Origin of the sequence: Xanthomonas arboricola pv. guizotiae, assembly GCF_002940205.1 — a bacterium.
Lineage (GTDB): Bacteria > Pseudomonadota > Gammaproteobacteria > Xanthomonadales > Xanthomonadaceae > Xanthomonas > Xanthomonas arboricola_C.
In genome coordinates, this window is sequence record NZ_MDSK01000050.1 from 1 (window position 1) to 20,546 (window position 20,546).

The window sequence follows — 20,546 nt, forward strand, 5'->3', positions numbered from 1 at the left end:
GCTCGCTCTCGGACCTCTGGCGAATACTTCATTGCTTTGCTCATGACTCCATCCTCTCAAGAGTTGGAGCCTCCGGGAATCCCGGGGCGGTTCAACACGAGCTGGAAGCTCATCAACTGCAGCCGCTAAGATAGAGTTATCGCCGTTGGCCACCATATCGATCCGCTCCGGCGCAGCGCCACGCTGTGATCGGGGGGCTCATCGACATGTAACGCAGTACCTGACGCATGGGTTTACGCAGGTCACTGACACGGTCCAAGGTTGAGCTTCTTTCTCACCTCTGTCCCCTGACTTTCACGTCGATGCCGAGAGGTGGGTGCTGGCAGCGATACTGTTGTGCGGCAATGACCTACCGCTTGCTTCTGCGCACTGCAGATGTACGGGCACAGCACCTTGTGCGGGCATCTCGGCACAACAAAAAAACCCCGCGATGCGGGGTTCTTGTTTTCCTCAGCTAGCCAAGAGATGCCTGAGACGATGTAGGCCGGCTCTCAGTCGCCCAGCGTCAGAAGCGAGGCGTTGCCGCCTGCGGCCGTCGTGTTGACGGTGACGACCTTCTCGGTCGCGAAGCGCAGCAGGTAGTGCGGGCCGCCGGCTTTCGGGCCGGTGCCTGACAGGCCCTGGCCGCCGAAGGGTTGCACGCCGACCACCGCGCCGATCTGATTGCGGTTGACGTAGACATTACCGACCGCCACACGCGTGGTGATGCGATCGATGGTCTCGTCGATGCGCGAGTGTACGCCCAGGGTCAGGCCGTAACCGGTGGCATTGATCTGATCGATGACGGCGTCGAGTTGGTCGGCTTTCCAGCGGATGACATGCAGAACCGGTCCGAAAATTTCGCGCTGCAGCTGCGCGAGCGAGGCTAGCTCGTACGCACGCGGGGCGAAAAAGCTGCCGTTGGCAGTGGCGGGATCCAGGGTGGTGGTGCCGATCAGGCGGGCTTCGCGATCCATGCGCGCCGCATGATCGTCGAGGATCTTGAGCGCATCTGCGTCGATGACTGGGCCAACATCGGTGGACAGCAGCGCAGGATCGCCGATCTTCAGCTCTCCCATCGCGCCGGCCAGCATGGTCATGACCTTGTCGGCGATGTCGTCCTGCACGAACAGCACGCGGGCCGCCGAGCAGCGTTGGCCGGCGGACATGAAGGCGCTGGAGATCGCATCCTTGACGACCGCTTCCGGCAACGAGGACGAGTCGGCGATGAACGCGTTCTGGCCACCGGTTTCGGCAATCAGCACGCCGATCGCGGCGTCGCGGGAGGCCAGGGTCCGATTGATGACGCGTGCGGTCTCCGTGGAGCCTGTGAAGGCGACGCCCGCCACGCGCGGATCATTGGTCAGCGCGGCACCGACGGTGGCGCCGTCGCCCGGCAGGAACTGCACGACCGCTTCGGGGATACCCGCTTCGTGCAGCAGCTTCACTGCGGCGTAGCCGATCAAGTTGGTTTGCTCTGCAGGCTTGGCGATGACGCTGTTGCCGGCCGCCAATGCGGCGGCGACCTGGCCGAGGAAGATGGCGAGCGGGAAGTTCCAGGGGCTGATGCAGACGAAGACACCGCGGCCGTGCAGCTGCAGTTCGTTGGATTCGCCAGTTGGCCCAGGCAGACGCTCGGGTGCGCCGAACTGCGCGCGTGCCTGGGCTGCGTAGTAACGCAGGAAGTCGACCGCCTCACGCACTTCGGCCACAGCGTCGGGCAGGGTCTTGCCGGCCTCCTTGACGCAGATCGCCATGAACTCGGGCATGCGTGCTTCGAGCAGGTCGGCGGCATGCTCCAGGATGGTGGCGCGGCTGGCCGCCGGCGTGCGGTTCCAGGCCGGCTGCGCGGCAGCGGCGGTTGCCAGCGAGGTCTGCACGGTGGCCGGATCGGCCGGCTGCCAGTGCCCGACCGCTTCGCGTCGGTCCGCCGGGTTGCGCACCGCCTCGCTCTGCGTGCTGATCACCGCGCCGGGCACCAGTGGGGTGGCCTTCCACGGCTTGATGGCGGCATTGAGTTGCTCGGCCAGCTGCCGCAGATCGTTGTCGTTGGCGAGATTGGCGCCCATGGAGTTTTTCCTGTGTTGGTTCTGGCTGCGCAACAGATCGGTGGGCAGCGGAATCTTGGGATGCGGAATGGAGCCGAACGAGGACACCGCTTCGACCGGATCGCGGATCAGGTCTTCGATGGCGACGTCCTCGTCGGTGATGCGATTGACGAAGCTGGAATTGGCGCCGTTCTCGAGCAGGCGACGCACCAGGTACGGCAGCAGATCCTCGTGCGAGCCGACCGGGGCGTACACGCGACAGGGCAGTCCCAGGCGATCGGCCGGAATCACTTCGGCATACAGGTCATCGCCCATGCCATGCAGTTTCTGGTGTTCGTAATTCTTGTTGGGCGCGATTGCGCGTACCGCCGCAATGGTCTGCGCGTTGTGCGTGGCGAACATCGGATACAGCGCATCGCTGTGCGCGAACATGCGGCGCGCGCAGGCCAGATACGACACGTCGGTATTCTGCTTGCGGGTAAAGACCGGATAGCCGGGGTGACCTTCGATCTGCGCGCGCTTGATCTCCGCGTCCCAGTAAGCGCCCTTGACCAGACGCACCGGAATGCGACGGCCGACGCGGCGGGCCAGATCGGCGAGGAAGTCGATCGTGTACGGCGTGCGCTTTTGGTAGGCCTGCACCGCCAGGCCATAGCCTTCCCATCCATCCAGCGATGGGTCGGAGAAGCTGGCCTCGATGATGTCCAGCGACAGCTCCAGACGGTCGGCTTCTTCGGCATCGACGGTGTAACCGATGCCGTAGGACTTGGCCAGTTGCGCCAGCTCGAGCACGCCCGGCACCAGCTCGGCCATCACGCGCGCGCGCTTGGCATGTTCGTAGCGCGGATACAGCGCGGACAACTTGATCGAGATGCTGGGCGCTGCAAAGACATCGGTGCCGACGAAACTGCCGCTGCGGCCGATCGCGTGGATGGCATCGCGGTACGCCTGCAGATAGCGCTGCGCATCCTGCATGGTCAATGCGCCTTCGCCGAGCATGTCGAACGAATAGCGGTAATCGGCGTTGCCGCCCTTGCGCGAGCGCGAGAGGGCTTCACCGATGGTGCGGCCCATGACGAACTGGTGGCCCATGATCTTCATCGCCTGGCGCACCGCCAGGCGAATCACCGGCTCGCCGACGCGGCCGATCAGGCGCTTGAACGCACCCGGCACGTCGGCGCGGGTGAGGTCGTTGAGCTGCACCAGCTTGCCGGTGAGCATCAGGCCCCAGGTCGATGCATTGACCAGCACCGAGTCGCTGCCGCCGACGTGTCTTTTCCAGTCCGCATCGCCGAGCTTGTCGCGGATCAGCTTGTCTGCGGTGTCCTGGTCGGGAATGCGCAACAGCGCTTCGGCCACGCACATCAGCAGCACGCCTTCTTCGCTGCCCAGGTCGTACTGGCGCATGAAGGCTTCGATCGCGCCCTGGTCCTGCGCACGTGCGCGGACGCGGGTGACCAGATCGGCGGCCACCGCCTGCACCTTGGCCTGCTCGGCGGCGGGCAGACGCGCCTGGTCGAGCAATTCGCGGACGTGCTCGGTTTCGTCCTTGAGCCAGGCGGCGGTGATCGCCGCACGCAATGCGCCGGGTGCGGCAGGCAGCTCGGGCGCCAGCAGCGGGCGCGCAACCGAGGGAGAGGCAAGCGGGTCGAGCTGAGCGTTCATGCGAAGGGTGCCTGGGAATCCGTGCTCATTCTAGAGAGCCGCAGCCCCTGCGCACTTGTGTGGAAGCGGCAACTTTTCCGCCGTTTTGTGCACGGGGCCGGTGCAGCCCCGAATGGACTGGATTCTTGCCGGCTGCAGCCGCAGGCATCGGCACGTGCACCGGGAAGTGATTGATTTACGCGTGTTTTTAGTTGCACTGCAGCAATCCAATGATTGCCGGAAACGCTTGCCGCATGCGTTCGTGCGGGTCTACCATCGGGCTGTTCCCGCAGTGCGCTGCGTGTTGCCAATGATCGAAGTACTGCCGTTGATGTCCGAAGGGGTCGGGACGCAGTTGCGGTTGCGGCCTCAGCGGGCATTGTCGGCCAGGCAATTCGTGCAGCTGTTCGCAGTATTGGCGGGAACGATGTGGGTATCTGCGGGCCTGGGGTGGTGGACCGGCAATGCGTTCGCGCCGGTGTTCGCCCTGTTGCACAGTGGTGTGGTGGCGCTGGCGCTACGGCAGTTGTGGCGAAGTGGCGAGCGCGAAGAAGCGATCCAGGTAGGAGAGACCGTTGTCCAGGTGTTTCCGTCCGGACGCGCGCCACCGGCGTTTCAGGCACATCCGCATTGGGTGCGGTTATGCATGGAACGCGACGACAGGGTGGTGCTGGTCAGCAGCGGCAAGCAGATCGAGATCGGAAGTTTTCTCGGGCCGGCCGAACGTGTGGAACTGGCAACTACGCTGAAACGCTTGCTCGCGGCCGCCAATGGCCGTCACCGATGACGTAAGGGTCTAGGCAATGACGCAACGCAGCAGCTGGAAGGCGACGTATTCGAAATTGGCTTCGGCGACGGTGGCGCTGTCCAGCGCTTCGGTTGCCTGGGCGCAATCGGCCGACCCGAAGGAATGGCAGCTCAACATGGGCCGCGGGGTCACCCAGACCGCGCGCATGGCCTATGAGGCGCACATGGTGGCGCTGTGGGTCTGCGTGGTGATCGGCGCGCTGGTATTCGGTGCGATGGGCTATGCGATCTTCAAGTTCCGCAAGTCCAAGGGCGCGGTGGCCGCGCAATTCAGCCACAACACCACGGCGGAGGTGCTGTGGACGGTGATCCCGGTGCTGGTGCTGATCGCAATGGCCTGGCCGGCGACGGCCAAGCTGATTGCGATGTACGACACCCGCGAGTCGGAAATGACCGTCAAGGTCACCGGCTACCAGTGGATGTGGAAATACGAATATCTGGGCCAGGGCGTGGAGTTCACCAGCCGGCTGGCGCGCGAATCCGACCGCATCCGCCAGAGTGGCGAGCGTCCGACCGCTGCATCGCAACCGCATTATCTGCTGGACGTGGACAACCGCCTGGTGCTGCCGGTCGGTACCAAGATCCGTTTCGTGATCACCGCCGACGACGTGATCCATGCATGGTGGGTGCCGGCCCTTGGCTGGAAGCAGGACGCGATCCCCGGCATCGTCAACGAGGCATGGACCAATATCGAACAGCCGGGCGTGTATCGCGGCCAGTGCGCCGAGTTGTGCGGCAAGGATCATGGCTTCATGCCGATCGTGGTGGAGGCACTGCCCAAGGCCGAATTCCAGCGCTGGCTGGCGGCCCGTCGCAGTGCCAGCGCAGCGCCTGCCGCACCGGCCGGCACCCCGGCGCCGGCGTCCACACCTGCCGCACCGCCTGCCGGCGAGGCCGCTCCAGCCGCCGCACCTGCTCCAGCCGCCGCACCGACCGCCGCTCTTTAATCGCCCGCAACCGCACCGCTTCGTAGAGGTCGTTCCGTCATGGCGCATACCGCAGTCGATCACCACGGACACCACCAGCCCGGTTTCGTCGAGCGCTGGTTTTTCTCGACCAATCACAAGGACATCGGCACGCTGTATCTGCTGTTTTCCTTCGTGATGTTCATCATCGGCGCGGCGATGAGCGTGGTGATCCGCGCTGAACTGATGCAGCCCGGGCTGCAGTTCGTCAAGCCGGAATTCTTCAACCAGATGACCACCGTGCATGCCCTGGTGATGATCTTCGGCGGGGTGATGCCGGCCTTCGTCGGCCTGGCCAACTGGATGATTCCGTTGCAGATCGGCGCACCGGACATGGCGTTGCCGCGCATGAACAACTGGTCGTTCTGGTTGCTGCCGGTGGCGTTTACCTTGCTGCTGCTGACGCTGTTCCTGCCCGGCGGTGCGCCGGCCGGCGGCTGGACCTTGTACCCGCCGCTGTCGCTGCAGGGCGGCTACAACGTGGCCTTCAGCGTGTTTGCGATCCATGTGGCCGGCGTCAGTTCGATCATGGGCGCGATCAACATCATCGCCACCGTGCTCAACATGCGCGCGCCGGGCATCGACCTGCTGAAAATGCCGATCTTCTGCTGGGCCTGGCTGATCACCGCCTTCCTGCTGATCGCGGTGATGCCGGTGCTGGCGGGTGCGGTGACCATGCTGCTGACCGACAAGTTCTTCGGTACCAGCTTCTTCAATGCGGCCGGCGGCGGCGACCCGGTGATGTACCAGCACATCTTCTGGTTCTTCGGGCATCCGGAGGTCTACATCATGATCCTGCCGGCGTTCGGCGTGGTCAGCGAGATCATCCCCACCTTCAGCCGCAAGCCGCTGTTCGGCTACCAGGCGATGGTGTATGCGATCGCGGCGATCGCGTTCCTGAGCTTCATCGTGTGGGCGCACCACATGTTCACCGTGGGCATGCCGCTCGGTGGCGAAATCTACTTCATGTTCGCCACCATGCTGATCTCCATCCCGACCGGGGTGAAGGTGTTCAACTGGGTCAGCACGATGTGGAAGGGCTCGCTGACGTTCGAGTCGCCGATGCTGTGGGCGGTGGCGTTCGTGATTCTCTTCAGCATCGGCGGATTTTCGGGCCTGATGCTGGCGATCGTGCCGGCGGATTTCCAGTATCACGACACTTATTTTGTGGTCGCGCATTTCCATTATGTGCTGGTCACCGGTGCGGTGTTCGCGCTGATTGCGGCGGTGTACTACTGGTGGCCGAAGTGGACCGGGCGGATGTACAACGAGACCTGGGCCAAGTTCCATTTCTGGTGGACGATGCTGTTCGTCAATCTGCTGTTCTTCCCGCAGCATTTTCTCGGCCTGGCCGGCATGCCGCGGCGGATCCCCGATTACAACGTGGTGTTCGCCGACTGGAACCTGATCAGCTCGATCGGCGCGTTCGGCATGTTCGCCACGCCTTTCCTGATGGCCGGCATCCTGCTCGCCTCGTTGCGCAGCGGCGCCAAGGCCGACGCACGTGCCTGGGAAGGCGCCAAGGGACTGGAGTGGACGGTGCCGTCGCCGGCACCGGCGCATACCTTCACCGTGCCGCCGGTGATCAAGCCTGGAGATCTTGCGCATGAAGACATCGGTCACTGAGTCGGCCTCGGAGCCGGCGGTGACGCGTCTGCTCTCTGCAGCCGAACGGCAGGCGCAGCAGCGCCGTGCTGTGCGTCGCACTGCGATCACGGTGGGTATCATCGCAGTATTGATCTATGCAGGCTTCATCGCGTCGGGAGTCATCGGGCGGTGAGTGCGCGCGCGCCCGCACACGCGCCGACGGCCGGCCTGTTCAAGCTGCTGGGCGTGGTGTTGGGCGTGTTCGTGCTGACCTTTTCGCTGGTGCCGCTGTATCGCATCGCGTGCGAAAAAGTATTCGGCATCCGCATGGAGCGCGCACCGGGCAGTACGCGTGGCAATGCCGCCGCGAGTGCAGGGGCTGGCAAACGCACGGTACGGGTGGAGTTCGATGCCGGGGTCAATTCCAAGCTGCCGTGGACCTTCCATCCCGAGCAGATGACGATGGATGTGGTGCCAGGCGAACTCAATGAGGCGCTGTACTTCGCACGCAACGATAGTGCGCGGGCAGTGGTCGGCAGTGCGGTGCCATCGGTCGCACCGGCGCGTGCATCCGGATACTTCAACAAGACCGAATGTTTCTGCTTTACCGCGCAGACCTTGCAGGCCGGCGAAACGCGCGACATGCCGCTGCGTTTCATCGTCGACCCGGCGCTGCCGCCGGAAGTCACCACGATCACCCTGTCCTACACGTTCTATCGCAACGACACCCTGACCTCGGAGTTGCAGGGCGGTGGCGCATCCAGCGCGCCGCGCGCGGCGCCTTGATCCTTCATCCACACGCAGCACCGACACGGAAGCAACGCCATGGCCGACCATAGTCCCAACGCCGATGCGTATTTCGTCCCGAGCCAGAGCAAGCGGCCCTTTGTCGGGTCGATTGCGATGTTCGTGATGATGATCGGCGTGGCCAGCTGGCTCAACGATGCGGCATGGGGGCGCTGGACGTTCTTCGTCGGCATGGCGATGTTGCTGGCGACCTTGTTCATGTGGTTTGGCGATGTCATCCGCGAATCCAACGCCGGGCACTACAACCGCCAGGTGGACGGCTCCTTCCGCATGGGGATGGTGTGGTTCATCTTTTCCGAGGTGATGTTCTTCTGCGCCTTCTTCGGCGCCTTGTTCTACACGCGTGTGCTGACGCTGCCCTGGCTGGGCGGTGAAGGCGATGGCGTGATGACCAACGAGCTGCTGTGGAACGGCTATTCCGCTGCATGGCCGACCAATGGCCCCGGCACGATCGGTGGGCAGTTCCAGACCATCCCGGCCTGGGGCCTGCCGCTGATCAATACGCTGATCCTGCTCAGCTCCGGCGTGACCCTGACCATTGCGCACCACGCGCTCAAGGGCGGTCGTCGCGGTGCGCTATTGCTGTGGCTGGGCCTGACCGTGCTGCTGGGCTGCGTGTTCCTGTTCCTGCAGGCCGAGGAATACATCCACGCCTACACCGAGCTCAATCTGACGCTGGGGTCCGGCATCTACGGCTCGACCTTCTTCATGCTCACCGGCTTCCACGGCATGCACGTGCTGCTGGGCACGATCATGCTGGCGGTGATGTGGCTGCGGGTGGCACGCGGGCACTTCACCCGCGACAACCACTTCGCCTTCGAAGCGGCCGCGTGGTACTGGCACTTCGTCGACGTGGTGTGGCTGGCGCTGTTCCTGTTCGTGTACGTGCTTTGAGGGCGGGGATGCGGGATTGGTGATTCGGGATTCGCAAGAGCGATCCGCTTTTGCTCTTACGAATCCCGAATGCCGAATCCCCAATCCCGGCTCCTCAGCGGCCGAGCCCATGCGGCTTGATCCAGCCGGTGTAGATGCCGAGGATCACGACGGCGATCAGTGCGACCGATAGACCGATGCGCCAGGTCAATGCGTTGACGGTGCGCTTGGTTTCGCCACGGTCGGTGAGCAGGTAGTACAGGCCCGCACCCAGGTTCCACAGGATCACGATCAGGAAGGCGACAATCAGCAACGTCTTGAGCGAATCGTTCACAACAGCCCCGGTGGTCGTCGGCGTGGTAGCGGCATTGCACGCCTTTTTGCGTCGCTTGTCATGATGCGCAAGCACACGGCGGTGTTGGGATGGTGTCTGGCCGTGCTGGTCAGTGCGGGGTTTGCGGCGCTTGGGCAGTGGCAGCTACAGCGCATGCACGCCAAACAGGCGTTGCTGGAACGCGCGGCGCATGTGCGGCAGACGCCGTTGACCCTGGTGCAGGCCTTGGCCACGCCGCATGCGCTGGCCTGGGTGAGTGGAGAGGTGCGGTTGCTGCCGCAGCAGGTGCTGCTGGACAACCAGCTGCATGCAGGGCGCGCCGGTGTGCGGATCTATCAACTTGCCGCGCCGCAAGGCAGCCCGGTCGCGCTGCTGGTCGACCTGGGCTGGCTGCCGTTGCCGGCCAACCGGCAGTTGCCGACGATCACGCCGCTGCAAGGCACCCGGACACTGCAGGGGTTGCTGAGTGCGCCGCCCTCGGCCGGACTTGCGATCGGGCCGGCGTTGGCCGCCGCCGATGCGCCGCAGACCTGGCTGGCCACGCGCCTGGATGCCAGCGCCCTGCGCAGCGCGTTTGGCAGGCGCGACATTTCGTCGCAGGTCCTGCGCCTGGATCCGGCCTTGCCGGTTGGTTATGCACGCGATCTGGAGATGCTGCCCAACACGCTGCCACCCGCGCGGCACTTGGGTTATGCGGTGCAATGGTTCGGCCTGGCCGCGGCCGTGCTGGTCACTGCGACGCTGCTGAGCTGGCGTGCGCGCCGCCGCCGTCGACGCGGGCACTGACGCCTGCGGCATGAGAAAATCGCCGGCATGACCTCCTCCACATCGGCCACGCCGCATTCGGTCAAACGCGGCCGCAGGATGCTGATTGCCCTGGCGGTGCTGTTCTTCGGCTCGATGTTGCTGGCCGGCGTACTGCGCTTCTCCGGATGGCAGCCGGCATCGACGCGCAATCACGGCGAACTGCTGAAGCCGCCTGCCGACCTGCGCGGGTTGGTGCCAGTACGCGCGGACGGGCAGCCGTATGCCTGGACGCCTGCCGAACGGGTGTGGCGGATTGCGCTCGCACCGCCTGCCGGCTGCGCGCAGCAATGCGTGATGTTGGCGGCCGAACTGGACAAGGTGTGGCAGCTGCTCGGCCATCGCGCCGACAAGGTGGAGGTGTTGTGGATCGGCGCCCCGCCGGCCGGTCTGCCGCCGATGCCGGCCCTGCGTGTACTGCGCGACGACGCGCGGCTGCGGCAGGGCCTGCCGCGTGCCAACGACGCCGCCGGCGTGCCGGTGTATGTGATCGACCCGAATGGCTTCGTGATCCTGCGGTACGCCCCGGGGTTCGACCCGGCCGGCCTGCGTGCCGATCTGGTCAAGCTGCTGAAACTGATGTGAGCCCGTTTCGATGAATCTGTTTGCGCCACCGGCATTGTTCCGCCACTTCCATCGCATGGCCTGGCTGGCTGCGTTGTTCACTGCGAGCACGATCCTGTTCGGGTCGTTCGTGCGCCTGTCCGATGCCGGCATGAGCTGCCCGGACTGGCCGACCTGCTACGGCCGCGTCACCTGGCCGCAGACCAGCGACGAAGCCAATACGCATGTGGCCAGCAAGATTCGGCCGCTGGAATCGCACAAGGCCTGGCGCGAGCAGGTGCACCGCTTCCTGGCCGGCGCGCTCGGGGTGGAGGTGCTGGTGCTGTCGTTGCTGGCGGTGCGCCGCCGCCGCATGGGCATCGCCCAGGTGGTTTCTGCCGCGGTGCTGGTGGCCTTGTCGATTCCTTTGTACATGTCCGGCTGGCACGCGCTGGCGTTCGGCGTGGCGATTGCCGGCGAGGCCATCCTGCTGCTGGCGGCGCTGCGCTGGAGCAATATCGACCTGGCGCGTGCGGCGGTGCTGACGCTGGCGGTGGTGATCTTCCAGGCGCTGCTGGGCATGTGGACGGTGACGCTGCTGCTCAAACCCATCGTGGTGATGGGCCATCTGCTCGGCGGCATGCTGATGTTCTCGCTGCTGGTGTGGATGGCCTGGCGCGCGACCCATCTGCCGATCACGCTGGCCGATGCCTCGCGGCTCAAGTGGCTGCTGCGTGCGGGCGTGGCGGTGCTGGGCCTGCAGATCGCCCTCGGCGGCTGGGTCAGTGCCAATTACGCGGCGCTGGCCTGCGGCGGCGGTAGCTGGTCGGCCGACAATTTCCCGCGCTGCGTCAGTCAGTGGTGGCCGCCGCATGACTTCCGCGAAGGCTTCACGCTGTGGCGCGGGATCGGGGTGGATTACGAAGGCGGTGTGCTCGATGGCGCAGCGCGTATCGCCATCCAGATGGCGCACCGGTTGTGGGCGATTGCGACGGCGCTGTATCTGTGGTGGCTGGCTTGGCGGCTGTCGCGTTCGCCGGGCATGCGGGTGTGGGCCGGTGCGCTGGCGGTGCTGGTGGCGGTGCAGGTGACGCTGGGCATGCTCAACGTCACGCTGGCGTTGCCGCTGGAAGTGTCGGTGCTGCATAACGGCGGCGCGGTCGCACTGTTGTTCGTGCTGGTCTCGCTGCTGGCGCGGCTGCGCGCGCCGGAGTGAGCATGGCTGTCAGCGCACGCGATTACTGGGATCTGACCAAACCCAAGGTGGTGGCACTGATCGTGTTCACCGCCCTGGTGGGCATGTTCCTGGCCATCCCCGATGTGCCGACGTGGGTGCAGGTGCGCACCGGTGCGTTGGGTTTTCTGGGCATCTGGCTGGCGGCGTCGGCGGCGGCGGCGATCAACCAGTTGCTGGACGCCAAGATCGACGCGCAGATGGCGCGGACTTCGTGGCGGCCGCTGGTGGTGGGCAAGGTGCGGCCGTGGCAGGTGCTGCTGTTTGCCGGCGTATTGATCGTGATCTCCATGACCATCCTGGTGGTCTGGGTGAATGTGATCACCGCGGTGCTGACGTTTGCGTCGCTGATCGGTTACGCGGTGATCTACACCGTGTACCTGAAGCGTGCGACCTCGCAGAACATCGTGATCGGCGGCCTGGCCGGCGCCACGCCGCCGATGCTGGGCTGGGCCGCGGTGACCGGCTTGCCGACCAGCGCCGACTGGATCAACGCCTCGCTGCTGGTGCTGATCATCTTCATCTGGACGCCGCCGCATTTCTGGGCGCTGGCGATCTTCCGCCGTGCCGATTACGCCAAGGCGGCGATCCCGATGTTGCCGGTCACCCATGGCGTGCCGCATACGCGCAAGCAGATCCTGGTGTACACGGTGCTGCTGGCGATCGTGACCCTGCTGCCGGTGGCGGTGGGCATGAGCGGGCTGTTCTACCTGGGCGGCGCGGTTGTGCTCAATGCGGTGTTCCTCTGGTATGCGTGGCGCATGCTGAACCCGCCGGACGAATTGTTTTCGATGAAGATGTTCGGGTATTCCATCGTGTACCTGATGGCGTTGTTCGCCTTCCTGATGGTCGACCATCTGCTGCTGCCGTGGGTGCGCTAGCGGCGACCGGTGCAGCGCCGATTGCAGCGTCTCACCGCAACTGGCTGGTACGGTCGCTGGTCTGCGTGTCGCTGCCGGTAGGGTTTTCCCTTTGACGCAATCGGGGTGCTAGCGCGTTGCCCTCCTAGTGAAGTGCTTGCTGCGGGCCTTGAGGGTGTTAACGCGGTCGCCAAGTCACTCACGGATGTAGGTTTTGCCAGGCGGCAATTCCGCCAGCAGTCGCTCGGCATCGCGCTGGTTGCCGATGCTGCTCGAGAGCGATGTGGCGCTCTCGAAGCAGACAAAGCGTTCTCATCGGTCACGGTCCGGTTGGTGCCATTGCACGCCTCGATGGAGCAGGTCGACGACCGCAACCTAGCCCAGCCAGGCGGTGCAGTCGGTCCTGTCGCCACAGGTGGTCTTCGCCTTCTGCCGCAGCCGGGCCAACACCGCGCTGCCCTGCGCATGGTGTTGCTTGCTCCAGGCCCGCAACGATGCGCCAACCGGGTCGAAGTGCCTGCGGTTCTGGCGCAGGTAACCATTGGGACGTTTGGCCAGATCGCCGATCACCTGGCCTGCGAGCGCTTCGATGCCTGCAGCATCGTCCGGGCTGAGGCGGATCATGGCATCCAGATAGGGGATGCCCCGCTGCACTAGCGTCCCGTCGCTGCCGGGTGTGGTGTACGCCTTCTTGAACCAGGACAGCGCGGTGGTGTGGTCGCCGCGTTCTTCGGCCAGGTGGCCCAGGTAAGGCATGTAGTAGGAGGGCGTTTTGCTGCGTTCCAGCTCAGCCAGTAACAGTTGTTCCGCGCCGTGGTTGTCGCCCACATCGACCAACAGGTCGACCGCGCTTTCGATGGTGGATTGGCGCTCTTCTGCGGTCCTGGCCGCTGCCACCGCCCATTGCACACGCTGATGCACGGTCTTGACCACCGCGGCTGGCAGCGGTGGCTGCGGTCCATTATGGTCGGTAGCATTGGGCTGGCCCTGGGCCAAACGTGCGAGCGCGACAACCGCATACGCAGTGCGCAGCCGGTCGACAATCGGCAACGTGGAGTCAGCATAGGCTTGCGTCAATGCCTGATCGAATGCATCGGAGAGGCTGGCCCGCTCGCGCGCATCGTCGCTTGCCGAGGCAACCAGGGTGGCTGCACCGGGGACCAGAACATGCAGGTTGGCCCGCACTTCGCTCGGGTCGGCAATCACCGCTTTTAGCAAGGCACGCGTTGCCGGAGTAGCGACCGGCTTCCGCCGGGCGACGAGAACTGCCAACAAGCCGAATTGCCGCTGTAATGCAGGCTGCGGCGCCGTCTTGGCCAACGCTGCCAGGACCCCGGGCGCCTGCTTGGCGTCCACGAGTTGATTGTCATAGAGCCAGCTGTAGCCGGCGAGCAGTGCCCAATCTCCCTCTTTGAGCGAGGCGGGATCCTTCATCGCCAACTCCAGCAACTGCTTGGTGCTGGTTGTGAGCTGGGCCGCTGCGCGCACGCTGTCGATAAGTTGCGCCGTCGTGGTGTCGCCGATCAGCCGGGTGACCTCGCTGCCGTCCGGGCGCAGCATGATGATGGTCGGGTATCCCTTGACTCCGAAGCGCTCACCCGCCGCCTGCGCTTCTTCCAGGTCTCCATCCAGATGCACAGCCACGAACTGCTGGACCTGCGCAATGAATGCCGGATCCTTGAAGGTGGTGGCCTTGAGCCGGTTGCACGGCGGGCACCACACCGCGCCCCAGTACAGCAGCAGCGGTTTGCCGGTCTTTTTGGCTTCCTCGAAGGCCTCTTCGAGCTTGCCTTCTTGCCAATGAATGCTGGGCGGCACGGCTGGGCGTGCGGCGGCCGCTGGCGGCGCGTTGATGGCAGCGGGAGTCGGCTTGTCGCAGGCAGTCAGCGTCGCGAGTACGGCAGAAAGCGCAATCAGCACCGGGGATGGTGAACGAAATGACAGTGCCATGGAAAGCCTCTGCGTGAAGGAATGCCCGAACGCGGCGTCGCGCAGCCTTTGCAGGCTCCGCCGCGTGCGCGCGCCTACTGTCACTAAATTTGATCGCTGAAACGCCGGACAATGCGAACCGCCATCCCGCCGTACGCACCGTTGGATCGGCAGCGATGCAGGAGCACGTCCTCAATTGGTCACCACTGAAGGGCGCTGAATGCGCCTAGCGGCGGTCGGTCTCCGGCTGCGGGTGCTCCGGCGCACTGCGCGCATACCGTGCAGCCACAAAGGCGCACACGATCAACTGCAGCTGGTGATACAGCATGATCGGCAACACGATCGCGCCCAGGCCACCGCCGGCGAACATCACCTTGGCCATCGGCACGCCGGTGGCCAGGCTCTTCTTGGAGCCGCAGAACACGATCGCGATCTCGTCGGCGCGGTTGAAGCGCAGGCGCCGCGCAATGAAGGTGATCGAGAGCATCGCCACCGCCAGCAACAGCGCGGCCGAACCGAGCACCGCGAGCAAGGCCGGCAACGGCGTCTTCTGCCACAGGCCTTCGTTCACCGATGCGCTGAAGGCGGTGTAGACCACCAGCAGGATGGTGCCCTGGTCGGTGTAACGCAGCACGGCGCGATGCCGTTCGACCCAGCCGCCGATCCACGGGCGCATGAAGTGGCCAGCCAGGAACGGCACCAGCAACTGCAGCAGGATCTTGCCGATCGCTCCCGCCGGGTCCGCCATCGCGCCCTGGCTGCCGACCAGGGCGCCCATCAGCAACGGCGTGAAAAACACCCCCAGCAGGCTGGAAAGCGAGGCGGCACACACGGCCGCCGGCACGTTGCCGCGCGCCATCGAGGTGAAGGCGATCGACGATTGCACCGTGGACGGCAGCGCGCACAGGAACAGCACGCCGATATACAGCTCCGGCGTCAGCGCAAGATGCGCGAGCGGTTTGAACAACAGCCCCAGCAGCGGGAACAGCACGAAGGTGCAGGCCAGGATCACCAGATGCAGGCGCCAATGCAGCGCGCCGGCCTTGACCGCCTCGCGCGACAGGCGCGCGCCGTGCAGGAAGAACAGCGCGGCGATCGCCACGTCGGTGACATCGTCCATGATCGCTGCGGCGGTGCCCGAGACCGGCAGGAACGAGGCGAGCGTGACCGTGCACAGCAGCGCGAGGGTGAATGGATCAATGCGCAACCGCGCCAGCCAGTGTTTGATCATCGTGCGTATTCAGGGGGAGGTCTGCCTGCAGAGTGCCATTGTAGAGGCCTGCATGCACCGTGCGAGTCGGTTGCGCAGCGCACGGATGCGTGCTCGCACCGGCTCCGGCAGCAGCGTGCTCTTGCGCCTGCCTGCAGCGCCGGACGGGGCGGTGATCGTTTCGTGCGATGCGTCGAGATTCCGCTGCGCGGGCGCTTCGGGCACGCACATCCTTTGTTAGATTCCGGTTGAACACGCCCACGCCGCGCGCATCCGTGCCCGAACGGTGTCCGCGCACCGCGCTCGCGTTCGACCGTGTTTCCACGCAAGGCCTAAGGAAAGGAGCCAGTCCATGCGCTACGACCAATATCAACAGACCTTCGCGCTTTCCGCCCTGGCCAACTGGGTGGGCGATCGCAGGGGCAGTCAGCCGGCGTTGCAGGCGGACTACCAGGCCACGTTGCTGCAGACGCTGGCATCGGCCGACACCCAGGACAGGATCGGCGACTGGCAACTGGTGTGGGGGCCGCAGGTCTGGCAGGCGGCCGATTCGTCGCTGTCGGGCAATGCCATGTACGTGGCCCATACCGAGGCCATGCCGGGCATCGGCGAGGCGTATGTGGTCGCGCTGAGCGCCACCAATCCGGAGTCGCTGTACGACTGGTTCACCGAAGACTTCGATGTGTCCTCGGTGGTGGATTTTGCGACCTACGCGCCGCTGCTCGGCAGCGCGCCGGTTGCGGCGAAGAAACCCGTCAAGCCAGGTTCGGCGGTCATCTCGATGGGCGCCGCCACCGGCGTGTGGCATCTGCTCAACATGGTCAGCCCCTCCACCGCACTGGCGCCCAACACCACGCTGCTGGATTTCCTGCAAGGGCTGGATGGCCGCACGGCGACGGTGATCTTTGCCGGGCACAGCCTGGGCGGTGCGCTGTCGCCGACCTTGGCGACCTGGTTGAAGACCAACGGCAAGCTGGACAATTTCAGCGCCGTGCACTGCTATCCCACCGCCGGCGCCACGCCGGGCAACGGCGGGTTCGCCGCGCTGTATGCACAGGCCTTGCCCTCTCCAGCGCCGGGCGCGGCGCCGTACCAGATCTGGAATGCCGACTTGTGGAACACGCTCGATTGCGTGCCGCATGCGTGGACCGTGCCGATGCTCAGCCAGATCAAGACGCTGTACGGGAATGCGCCGATCAGGGAGATCGATGTGCTGGTCGATGTGGCCATCGCCAATGCGGTGGCGTCCACGGTGAACTACCGGCAGATCGCCAACCAGCCGCTGACTGGTACGCTCACCGGCACCCCCACCACGGTCCTGCAATTTCTCGAGCAGATGGCTTCCCAGCACACCACCGCCTATCAGGCCTTGATCGCCCCATGGCTCACGCCGGTGTCCGGTACGCCGCAGACCCAGAGTGCCGACGGCGCGCCCGCGCGCGATGCCCTGATCGAGCGGCTGACCGCGCATGCCGGCCAGGCCGCACTGGCCGATGCCGACAAGATCGACGCGGTCAGCGCGGCGCTCGGCTCGATGGCCGAGACCTTGTTCAAGCAGCTATGAGCGCGTGCCTGCATGCAGCGGCCAGGGCTGGCCGGCTGCCTCTGCAACAGCTGGTCTGACAGCATGCGCCGGGTGCCCGGTGCGTGTCTGGACGCAGGCGCGGCAGTGCGCGCAGCCCTGTCGGTCTAGCCGATTGCTTGTGTGCGTTGCCTGGTCTGCAGTTCTTCCAAGCGCTGCAGCAGCAGTTACCGCTCCAGTTGGGCCATGGTGTCGTGCAACGTGGACGCCCGTCTACGATGCGTGTCCGCCACGACAGCGTGAGCCGATCCGCTCGCGCCAATCCGCATTACAACGCGGCGAGCGCCTTGAACAGTTCGCGCAATTCGTACTTGTCGGTGTCGTCCAGGCCCTGCGCGCGCTGCTTGTCCTGCAGTTCGTCCAGGCGCTGACGCAGCAATTGCTTGTCCAGTTGCGCGACGACGTCATGCAGTTCCATCGCCCAGCTGTGTTCGTCGCCGGGCAATGCCTGTGCGGCCAGTTTCTGCAGCGCGGCCTGTTCGTCGCGCTCGGCAAAGTGTTCCAGCAGTGCGCCGGTGCTGATTTCCGGGCGTTGCCGCACCAGTGCCAGCAGTTCCATCAACAGCTCGATGCCGGGCAGGCGCAGGCCGGAAAAATCGTGGTCGCCCTCCAGGCTCATCGCCAGCGACGGCCGCTGCAGCAGGATCGCGATCGACGCGCGCACCAGGCTGCGTTTCTGCGCGGGCGCGCCGATGCGCGCAGGCGGTCGTGCCTGCGCGGCGGACGCCTGCGTCGCTTGACTGGCGCCCACGCCGGTCAGCCGCGACAGCTCCTGCTTCATCAGCTCGCCGAACGCGCCTTCGGGGATCTGTGCCAGCATCGGCTTGGCGCGTTCGGCCAGCCGCGCCTTGCCATCGAGCGTGTGCAGGTTGATCTGCCGCGACATCTCGTCGAAGAAGAACTGCGACAGCGGCGTGGCCTGTGCCAGACGCTGGTCGAAGGCCTGCGCGCCTTCCTTGCGCACGATGCTGTCCGGGTCCTCGCCATCGGGCAGGAACAGGAAGAACGCCTGGCGGCCGTCCTTCATGCGCGGCAGCACCGATTCCAGCGCACGCCAGCCGGCCTTGCGGCCGGCGTTGTCGCCGTCGAAGCAGAAATACACATCCGGCGCGTTGCGGAACAGCAGCTCGGCATGTTCGGGCGTGGTTGCCGTGCCCAGCGTGGCCACCGCCTGGGTGACGCCGAACTGGAACAGCGAGACCACGTCCATATAGCCTTCCACCACGATCAGCCGCTCGATCTTCTGATTGGCCTGGCGCACCTGCCACAGGCCGTACAACTCGCGGCCCTTGTGGAACAGCGCGGTTTCCGGCGAGTTGAGGTACTTCGGCCCCGGGTCGCGGCCGTCGGCCGGCGCGCCCATGATGCGTCCGCCGAAGGCGATCACACGGCCGCGGCGGTCGAAGATCGGGAACATCACCCGGTCGCGGAACTTGTCGTAGACATGGCCGCGATCGTTCTTGGAAAACAGCCCGGCGCGTTCGAGCACGCTCATGCGGCGCGCATCGGTGCCCAGCGTGTCCTTCAGTGCGCTGTAGCCATCGGGCGCGTAGCCGATCTGGAAACGCGCGCGGTTGTCGGCATCCACGCCGCGGCCGTCCAGATAGTCGCGGGCGCGTTCGCTGCCCTCGAGCTGACGCTGGAAGAACTTGGTCGCCGCGTCCAGTGCCGAATACAGCTCGCGGCTGTCGTCCTGCTGCTGCGGGGTGCGTTGCTGGGTCTCGCGCGGGATGTCCATGCCGGCACGCTTGGCCAGCTCGTCGACCGCATCGAGAAATTCGAGGCGGTCGTAATTCATCAGAAAACTAATTGCGGTCCCGTGCGCGCCGCAGCCGAAGCAGTGATAGAACTGCTTGGTCGGCGAGACCGTGAACGAGGCCGAGCGCTCGTCATGGAACGGGCAGCGCGCCGAGTATTCCTTGCCCTGACGCTTGAGCGGCACGCGACCGCCCACCACCTCGACGATGTCGGTGCGTGCAAGCAGTTCGTCGATGAATGCGTCGGGGATGCGGGCCATCCCGCTAGGATATCGCAGCCGCCGGCGCGCGCCGATTTCAGTGAGCGAGGGCCCTCAGCGAAGCGGCGTATGCCGCCCGGGCACGCGCCGCGCCAGGTGCAGCATGCGCAATCAACTGCGCGTCGGTGCTTCCGGCGGCTGCAGCGTGGCATCCGGTTCGGCGGCAACCGGCGGCAGGTTGTCCGTATCCACGCCGGCCTCGCGCAGCTTGCGATGCGAGCGCACGCGCTCGTCGATCACCGCGGTCAACAGGGCGCCGACGAAGAACACCACCGAGGCGTAGTACATCCACACCAGCAGGATGACCAACGTGCCCATCGAACCGTACGCGCTGCCAGGCGCGGCCTTGGCGATGTACAGGCCGATGCCATAGCGGCCCAGTGCGAACAACAGCGCGGTGATCACGCCGCCGACGAAGGCCTGCCGCCAGTTGACGGTGCGATCGGGCAGATAGCGATACAGAAAGGCGAAGGCGAGCGAATACAGCGCCAGGGTGGTGATGTAGCCGATCGCCGGCAGCACCGATGGCAGCCGTGCAAACACCACCTGCAACGCAGTGGTGGCAATCATCGACACGATCAACAAGAAGCCCAGGGCCAGGATCACGCCGAACGAGAACACGCGCTTCTTCAGCCACGCCATCAGGCCTTCCAGGCGCTGCTTGTCGGTGCGGAAGATCAGGTTGAGGGCGTTCTGCAACTGCGCAAACACCGCCGTGGCGCCGATGAACAACAGCAACGTGCTCCACAGTCCGGCCAATGAGCCTACGCCGGGTTGATCGGTGGCATTGCGGATCACCGTGTCGGCCACTTCCGCCGCGCTGCCGCCGGCCAGTTGCGCGATCTGCTGCACCAGCGCTTCCTGCGCAGGCGGATACAGCGATGCGGTCAGCCACAGCAGCAGCACCAGCAGCGGTGCCAGCGACAGCAAGGCATAGAACGACAGCGACGCGGCCTGCGTCATCACGTCGATCTCGAGAAAGCGATTGAGCAGTGCCATCGGCAGGCTGCGCTGCAGGCGGCTCAGATGCTTCTGCAAGTGTTCGGTTGAGAGCTTCGTCACCGGCGGGGGAATCCTTGGGCATACCGTTGTGCGCGCAGGCGTCGTAAGGCGAAGCCGGCATGCGGAATGCTTCACCCGGACCTGCGCTGGCGAAGGTGTTCTAACAGGGGCCGTTCAAAGATCGGGTGAAAGCGTGCGCTGGATGTTGCGCGTGTGCTGCTAGGGCATGTTAACACATCCGAAGCCCATCAACGACCAGGACGAAGTTGAGGAATCCAAGGAACATGACGTCCAACTTCTCGAAGCGCGTGAAAATCCGGC

The 20,546-nt window shown here is 65.2% G+C and carries 17 protein-coding genes and 1 pseudogene; 11 read left to right on the plus strand and 7 right to left on the minus strand.

Annotated elements, in window-relative coordinates; genetic code table 11:
* Positions 1 to 491: 491 nt before the first annotated feature.
* Complete coding sequence (putA, locus tag XarbCFBP7408_RS20310) at positions 492 to 3,692, minus strand: bifunctional proline dehydrogenase/L-glutamate gamma-semialdehyde dehydrogenase PutA (protein WP_104564479.1); 3,201 nt, start codon at positions 3,690 to 3,692, stop codon at positions 492 to 494.
* A gap of 289 nt (positions 3,693 to 3,981) precedes the next feature.
* On the opposite strand from putA, the gene XarbCFBP7408_RS20315 reads away from it, so the two are divergent.
* Genes XarbCFBP7408_RS20315 through XarbCFBP7408_RS20340 form a run of 6 tightly spaced genes read left to right on the plus strand, consistent with a single transcriptional unit; the run spans position 3,982 to position 8,731 of the window.
* Positions 3,982 to 4,458, plus strand: coding sequence for a DUF2244 domain-containing protein (locus XarbCFBP7408_RS20315; RefSeq protein WP_104564480.1), 477 nt, complete (start codon positions 3,982 to 3,984; stop codon positions 4,456 to 4,458).
* Positions 4,459 to 4,474: 16 nt separating this feature from the next.
* On the plus strand, positions 4,475 to 5,425 hold the full coding sequence (gene coxB / locus XarbCFBP7408_RS20320; RefSeq protein ID WP_104564481.1) for a cytochrome c oxidase subunit II: 951 nt from the start codon (positions 4,475 to 4,477) through the stop codon (positions 5,423 to 5,425).
* Between the two features lie 39 nt (positions 5,426 to 5,464).
* Positions 5,465 to 7,069, plus strand: a complete 1,605-nt coding sequence (gene ctaD, locus XarbCFBP7408_RS20325; RefSeq protein ID WP_104564482.1) for a cytochrome c oxidase subunit I — start codon at positions 5,465 to 5,467, stop codon at positions 7,067 to 7,069.
* On the plus strand, positions 7,050 to 7,223 hold the full coding sequence (locus tag XarbCFBP7408_RS20330) for a hypothetical protein (RefSeq protein WP_104564483.1): 174 nt from the start codon (positions 7,050 to 7,052) through the stop codon (positions 7,221 to 7,223). Before ctaD ends, XarbCFBP7408_RS20330 begins: the two co-directional genes overlap by 20 nt.
* A complete protein-coding gene (locus XarbCFBP7408_RS20335; RefSeq protein WP_104564484.1) occupies positions 7,220 to 7,816 on the plus strand; it encodes a cytochrome c oxidase assembly protein in 597 nt (198 codons plus the stop codon). The genes XarbCFBP7408_RS20330 and XarbCFBP7408_RS20335 overlap by 4 nt, the downstream gene beginning before the upstream one ends.
* Before the next feature lie 39 nt (positions 7,817 to 7,855).
* The gene (locus XarbCFBP7408_RS20340) at positions 7,856 to 8,731 is read left to right on the plus strand and encodes a cytochrome c oxidase subunit 3 (RefSeq protein WP_104564485.1); all 876 of its coding nucleotides are present in this window, start codon (positions 7,856 to 7,858) and stop codon (positions 8,729 to 8,731) included.
* Between the two features lie 94 nt (positions 8,732 to 8,825).
* Here XarbCFBP7408_RS20340 and XarbCFBP7408_RS20345 read toward each other — a convergent pair whose 3' ends face one another.
* Positions 8,826 to 9,044 carry a twin transmembrane helix small protein gene (locus XarbCFBP7408_RS20345; RefSeq protein ID WP_006449736.1) on the minus strand — a complete coding sequence of 73 codons (219 nt, stop codon included), beginning with the start codon at positions 9,042 to 9,044 and terminating at the stop codon, positions 8,826 to 8,828.
* 60 nt (positions 9,045 to 9,104) lie between these two features.
* Here XarbCFBP7408_RS20345 and XarbCFBP7408_RS20350 point away from each other — a divergent pair, with 60 nt between their 5' ends.
* From XarbCFBP7408_RS20350 to cyoE, 4 genes are read left to right on the plus strand one after another with little or no spacing between them, the layout of a single operon-like run.
* Complete coding sequence (locus tag XarbCFBP7408_RS20350) at positions 9,105 to 9,830, plus strand: SURF1 family protein (RefSeq protein ID WP_104564486.1); 726 nt, start codon at positions 9,105 to 9,107, stop codon at positions 9,828 to 9,830.
* Between the two features lie 27 nt (positions 9,831 to 9,857).
* The gene (locus tag XarbCFBP7408_RS20355; protein WP_104564487.1) at positions 9,858 to 10,433 is read left to right on the plus strand and encodes a hypothetical protein; all 576 of its coding nucleotides are present in this window, start codon (positions 9,858 to 9,860) and stop codon (positions 10,431 to 10,433) included.
* Positions 10,434 to 10,443: 10 nt separating this feature from the next.
* Positions 10,444 to 11,607, plus strand: a complete 1,164-nt coding sequence (locus XarbCFBP7408_RS20360) for a COX15/CtaA family protein (RefSeq protein WP_104564488.1) — start codon at positions 10,444 to 10,446, stop codon at positions 11,605 to 11,607.
* A 2-nt stretch (positions 11,608 to 11,609) separates the two neighbouring features.
* Positions 11,610 to 12,506, plus strand: coding sequence for a heme o synthase (gene cyoE / locus XarbCFBP7408_RS20365; protein ID WP_104564489.1), 897 nt, complete (start codon positions 11,610 to 11,612; stop codon positions 12,504 to 12,506).
* Positions 12,507 to 12,860: 354 nt separating this feature from the next.
* Here the strand turns inward: cyoE and XarbCFBP7408_RS20370 are convergent, their stop codons facing one another.
* Positions 12,861 to 14,435, minus strand: a complete 1,575-nt coding sequence (locus tag XarbCFBP7408_RS20370) for a thioredoxin family protein (protein ID WP_104564490.1) — start codon at positions 14,433 to 14,435, stop codon at positions 12,861 to 12,863.
* A gap of 205 nt (positions 14,436 to 14,640) precedes the next feature.
* Positions 14,641 to 15,645, minus strand: a complete 1,005-nt coding sequence (locus tag XarbCFBP7408_RS20375) for a bile acid:sodium symporter family protein (protein WP_181107034.1) — start codon at positions 15,643 to 15,645, stop codon at positions 14,641 to 14,643.
* 331 nt (positions 15,646 to 15,976) lie between these two features.
* On the opposite strand from XarbCFBP7408_RS20375, the gene XarbCFBP7408_RS20380 reads away from it, so the two are divergent.
* Entirely contained in the window at positions 15,977 to 17,188 is a 1,212-nt protein-coding gene (locus XarbCFBP7408_RS20380; protein ID WP_104564491.1) for a lipase family protein, read from the plus strand.
* Positions 17,189 to 17,474: 286 nt separating this feature from the next.
* Here the strand turns inward: XarbCFBP7408_RS20380 and dnaG are convergent, their stop codons facing one another.
* The 3 genes and pseudogenes from dnaG to XarbCFBP7408_RS20395 form a co-directional block, all read right to left on the minus strand.
* Positions 17,475 to 19,223, minus strand: coding sequence for a DNA primase (gene dnaG, locus XarbCFBP7408_RS20385; protein ID WP_104564492.1), 1,749 nt, complete (start codon positions 19,221 to 19,223; stop codon positions 17,475 to 17,477).
* Positions 19,224 to 19,334: 111 nt separating this feature from the next.
* Positions 19,335 to 20,285, minus strand: a complete 951-nt coding sequence (locus XarbCFBP7408_RS20390; RefSeq protein ID WP_102580517.1) for a YihY/virulence factor BrkB family protein — start codon at positions 20,283 to 20,285, stop codon at positions 19,335 to 19,337.
* 169 nt (positions 20,286 to 20,454) lie between these two features.
* Positions 20,455 to 20,546, minus strand: a pseudogene (locus XarbCFBP7408_RS20395) (IS5-like element ISCARN85 family transposase); the annotation flags it as partial.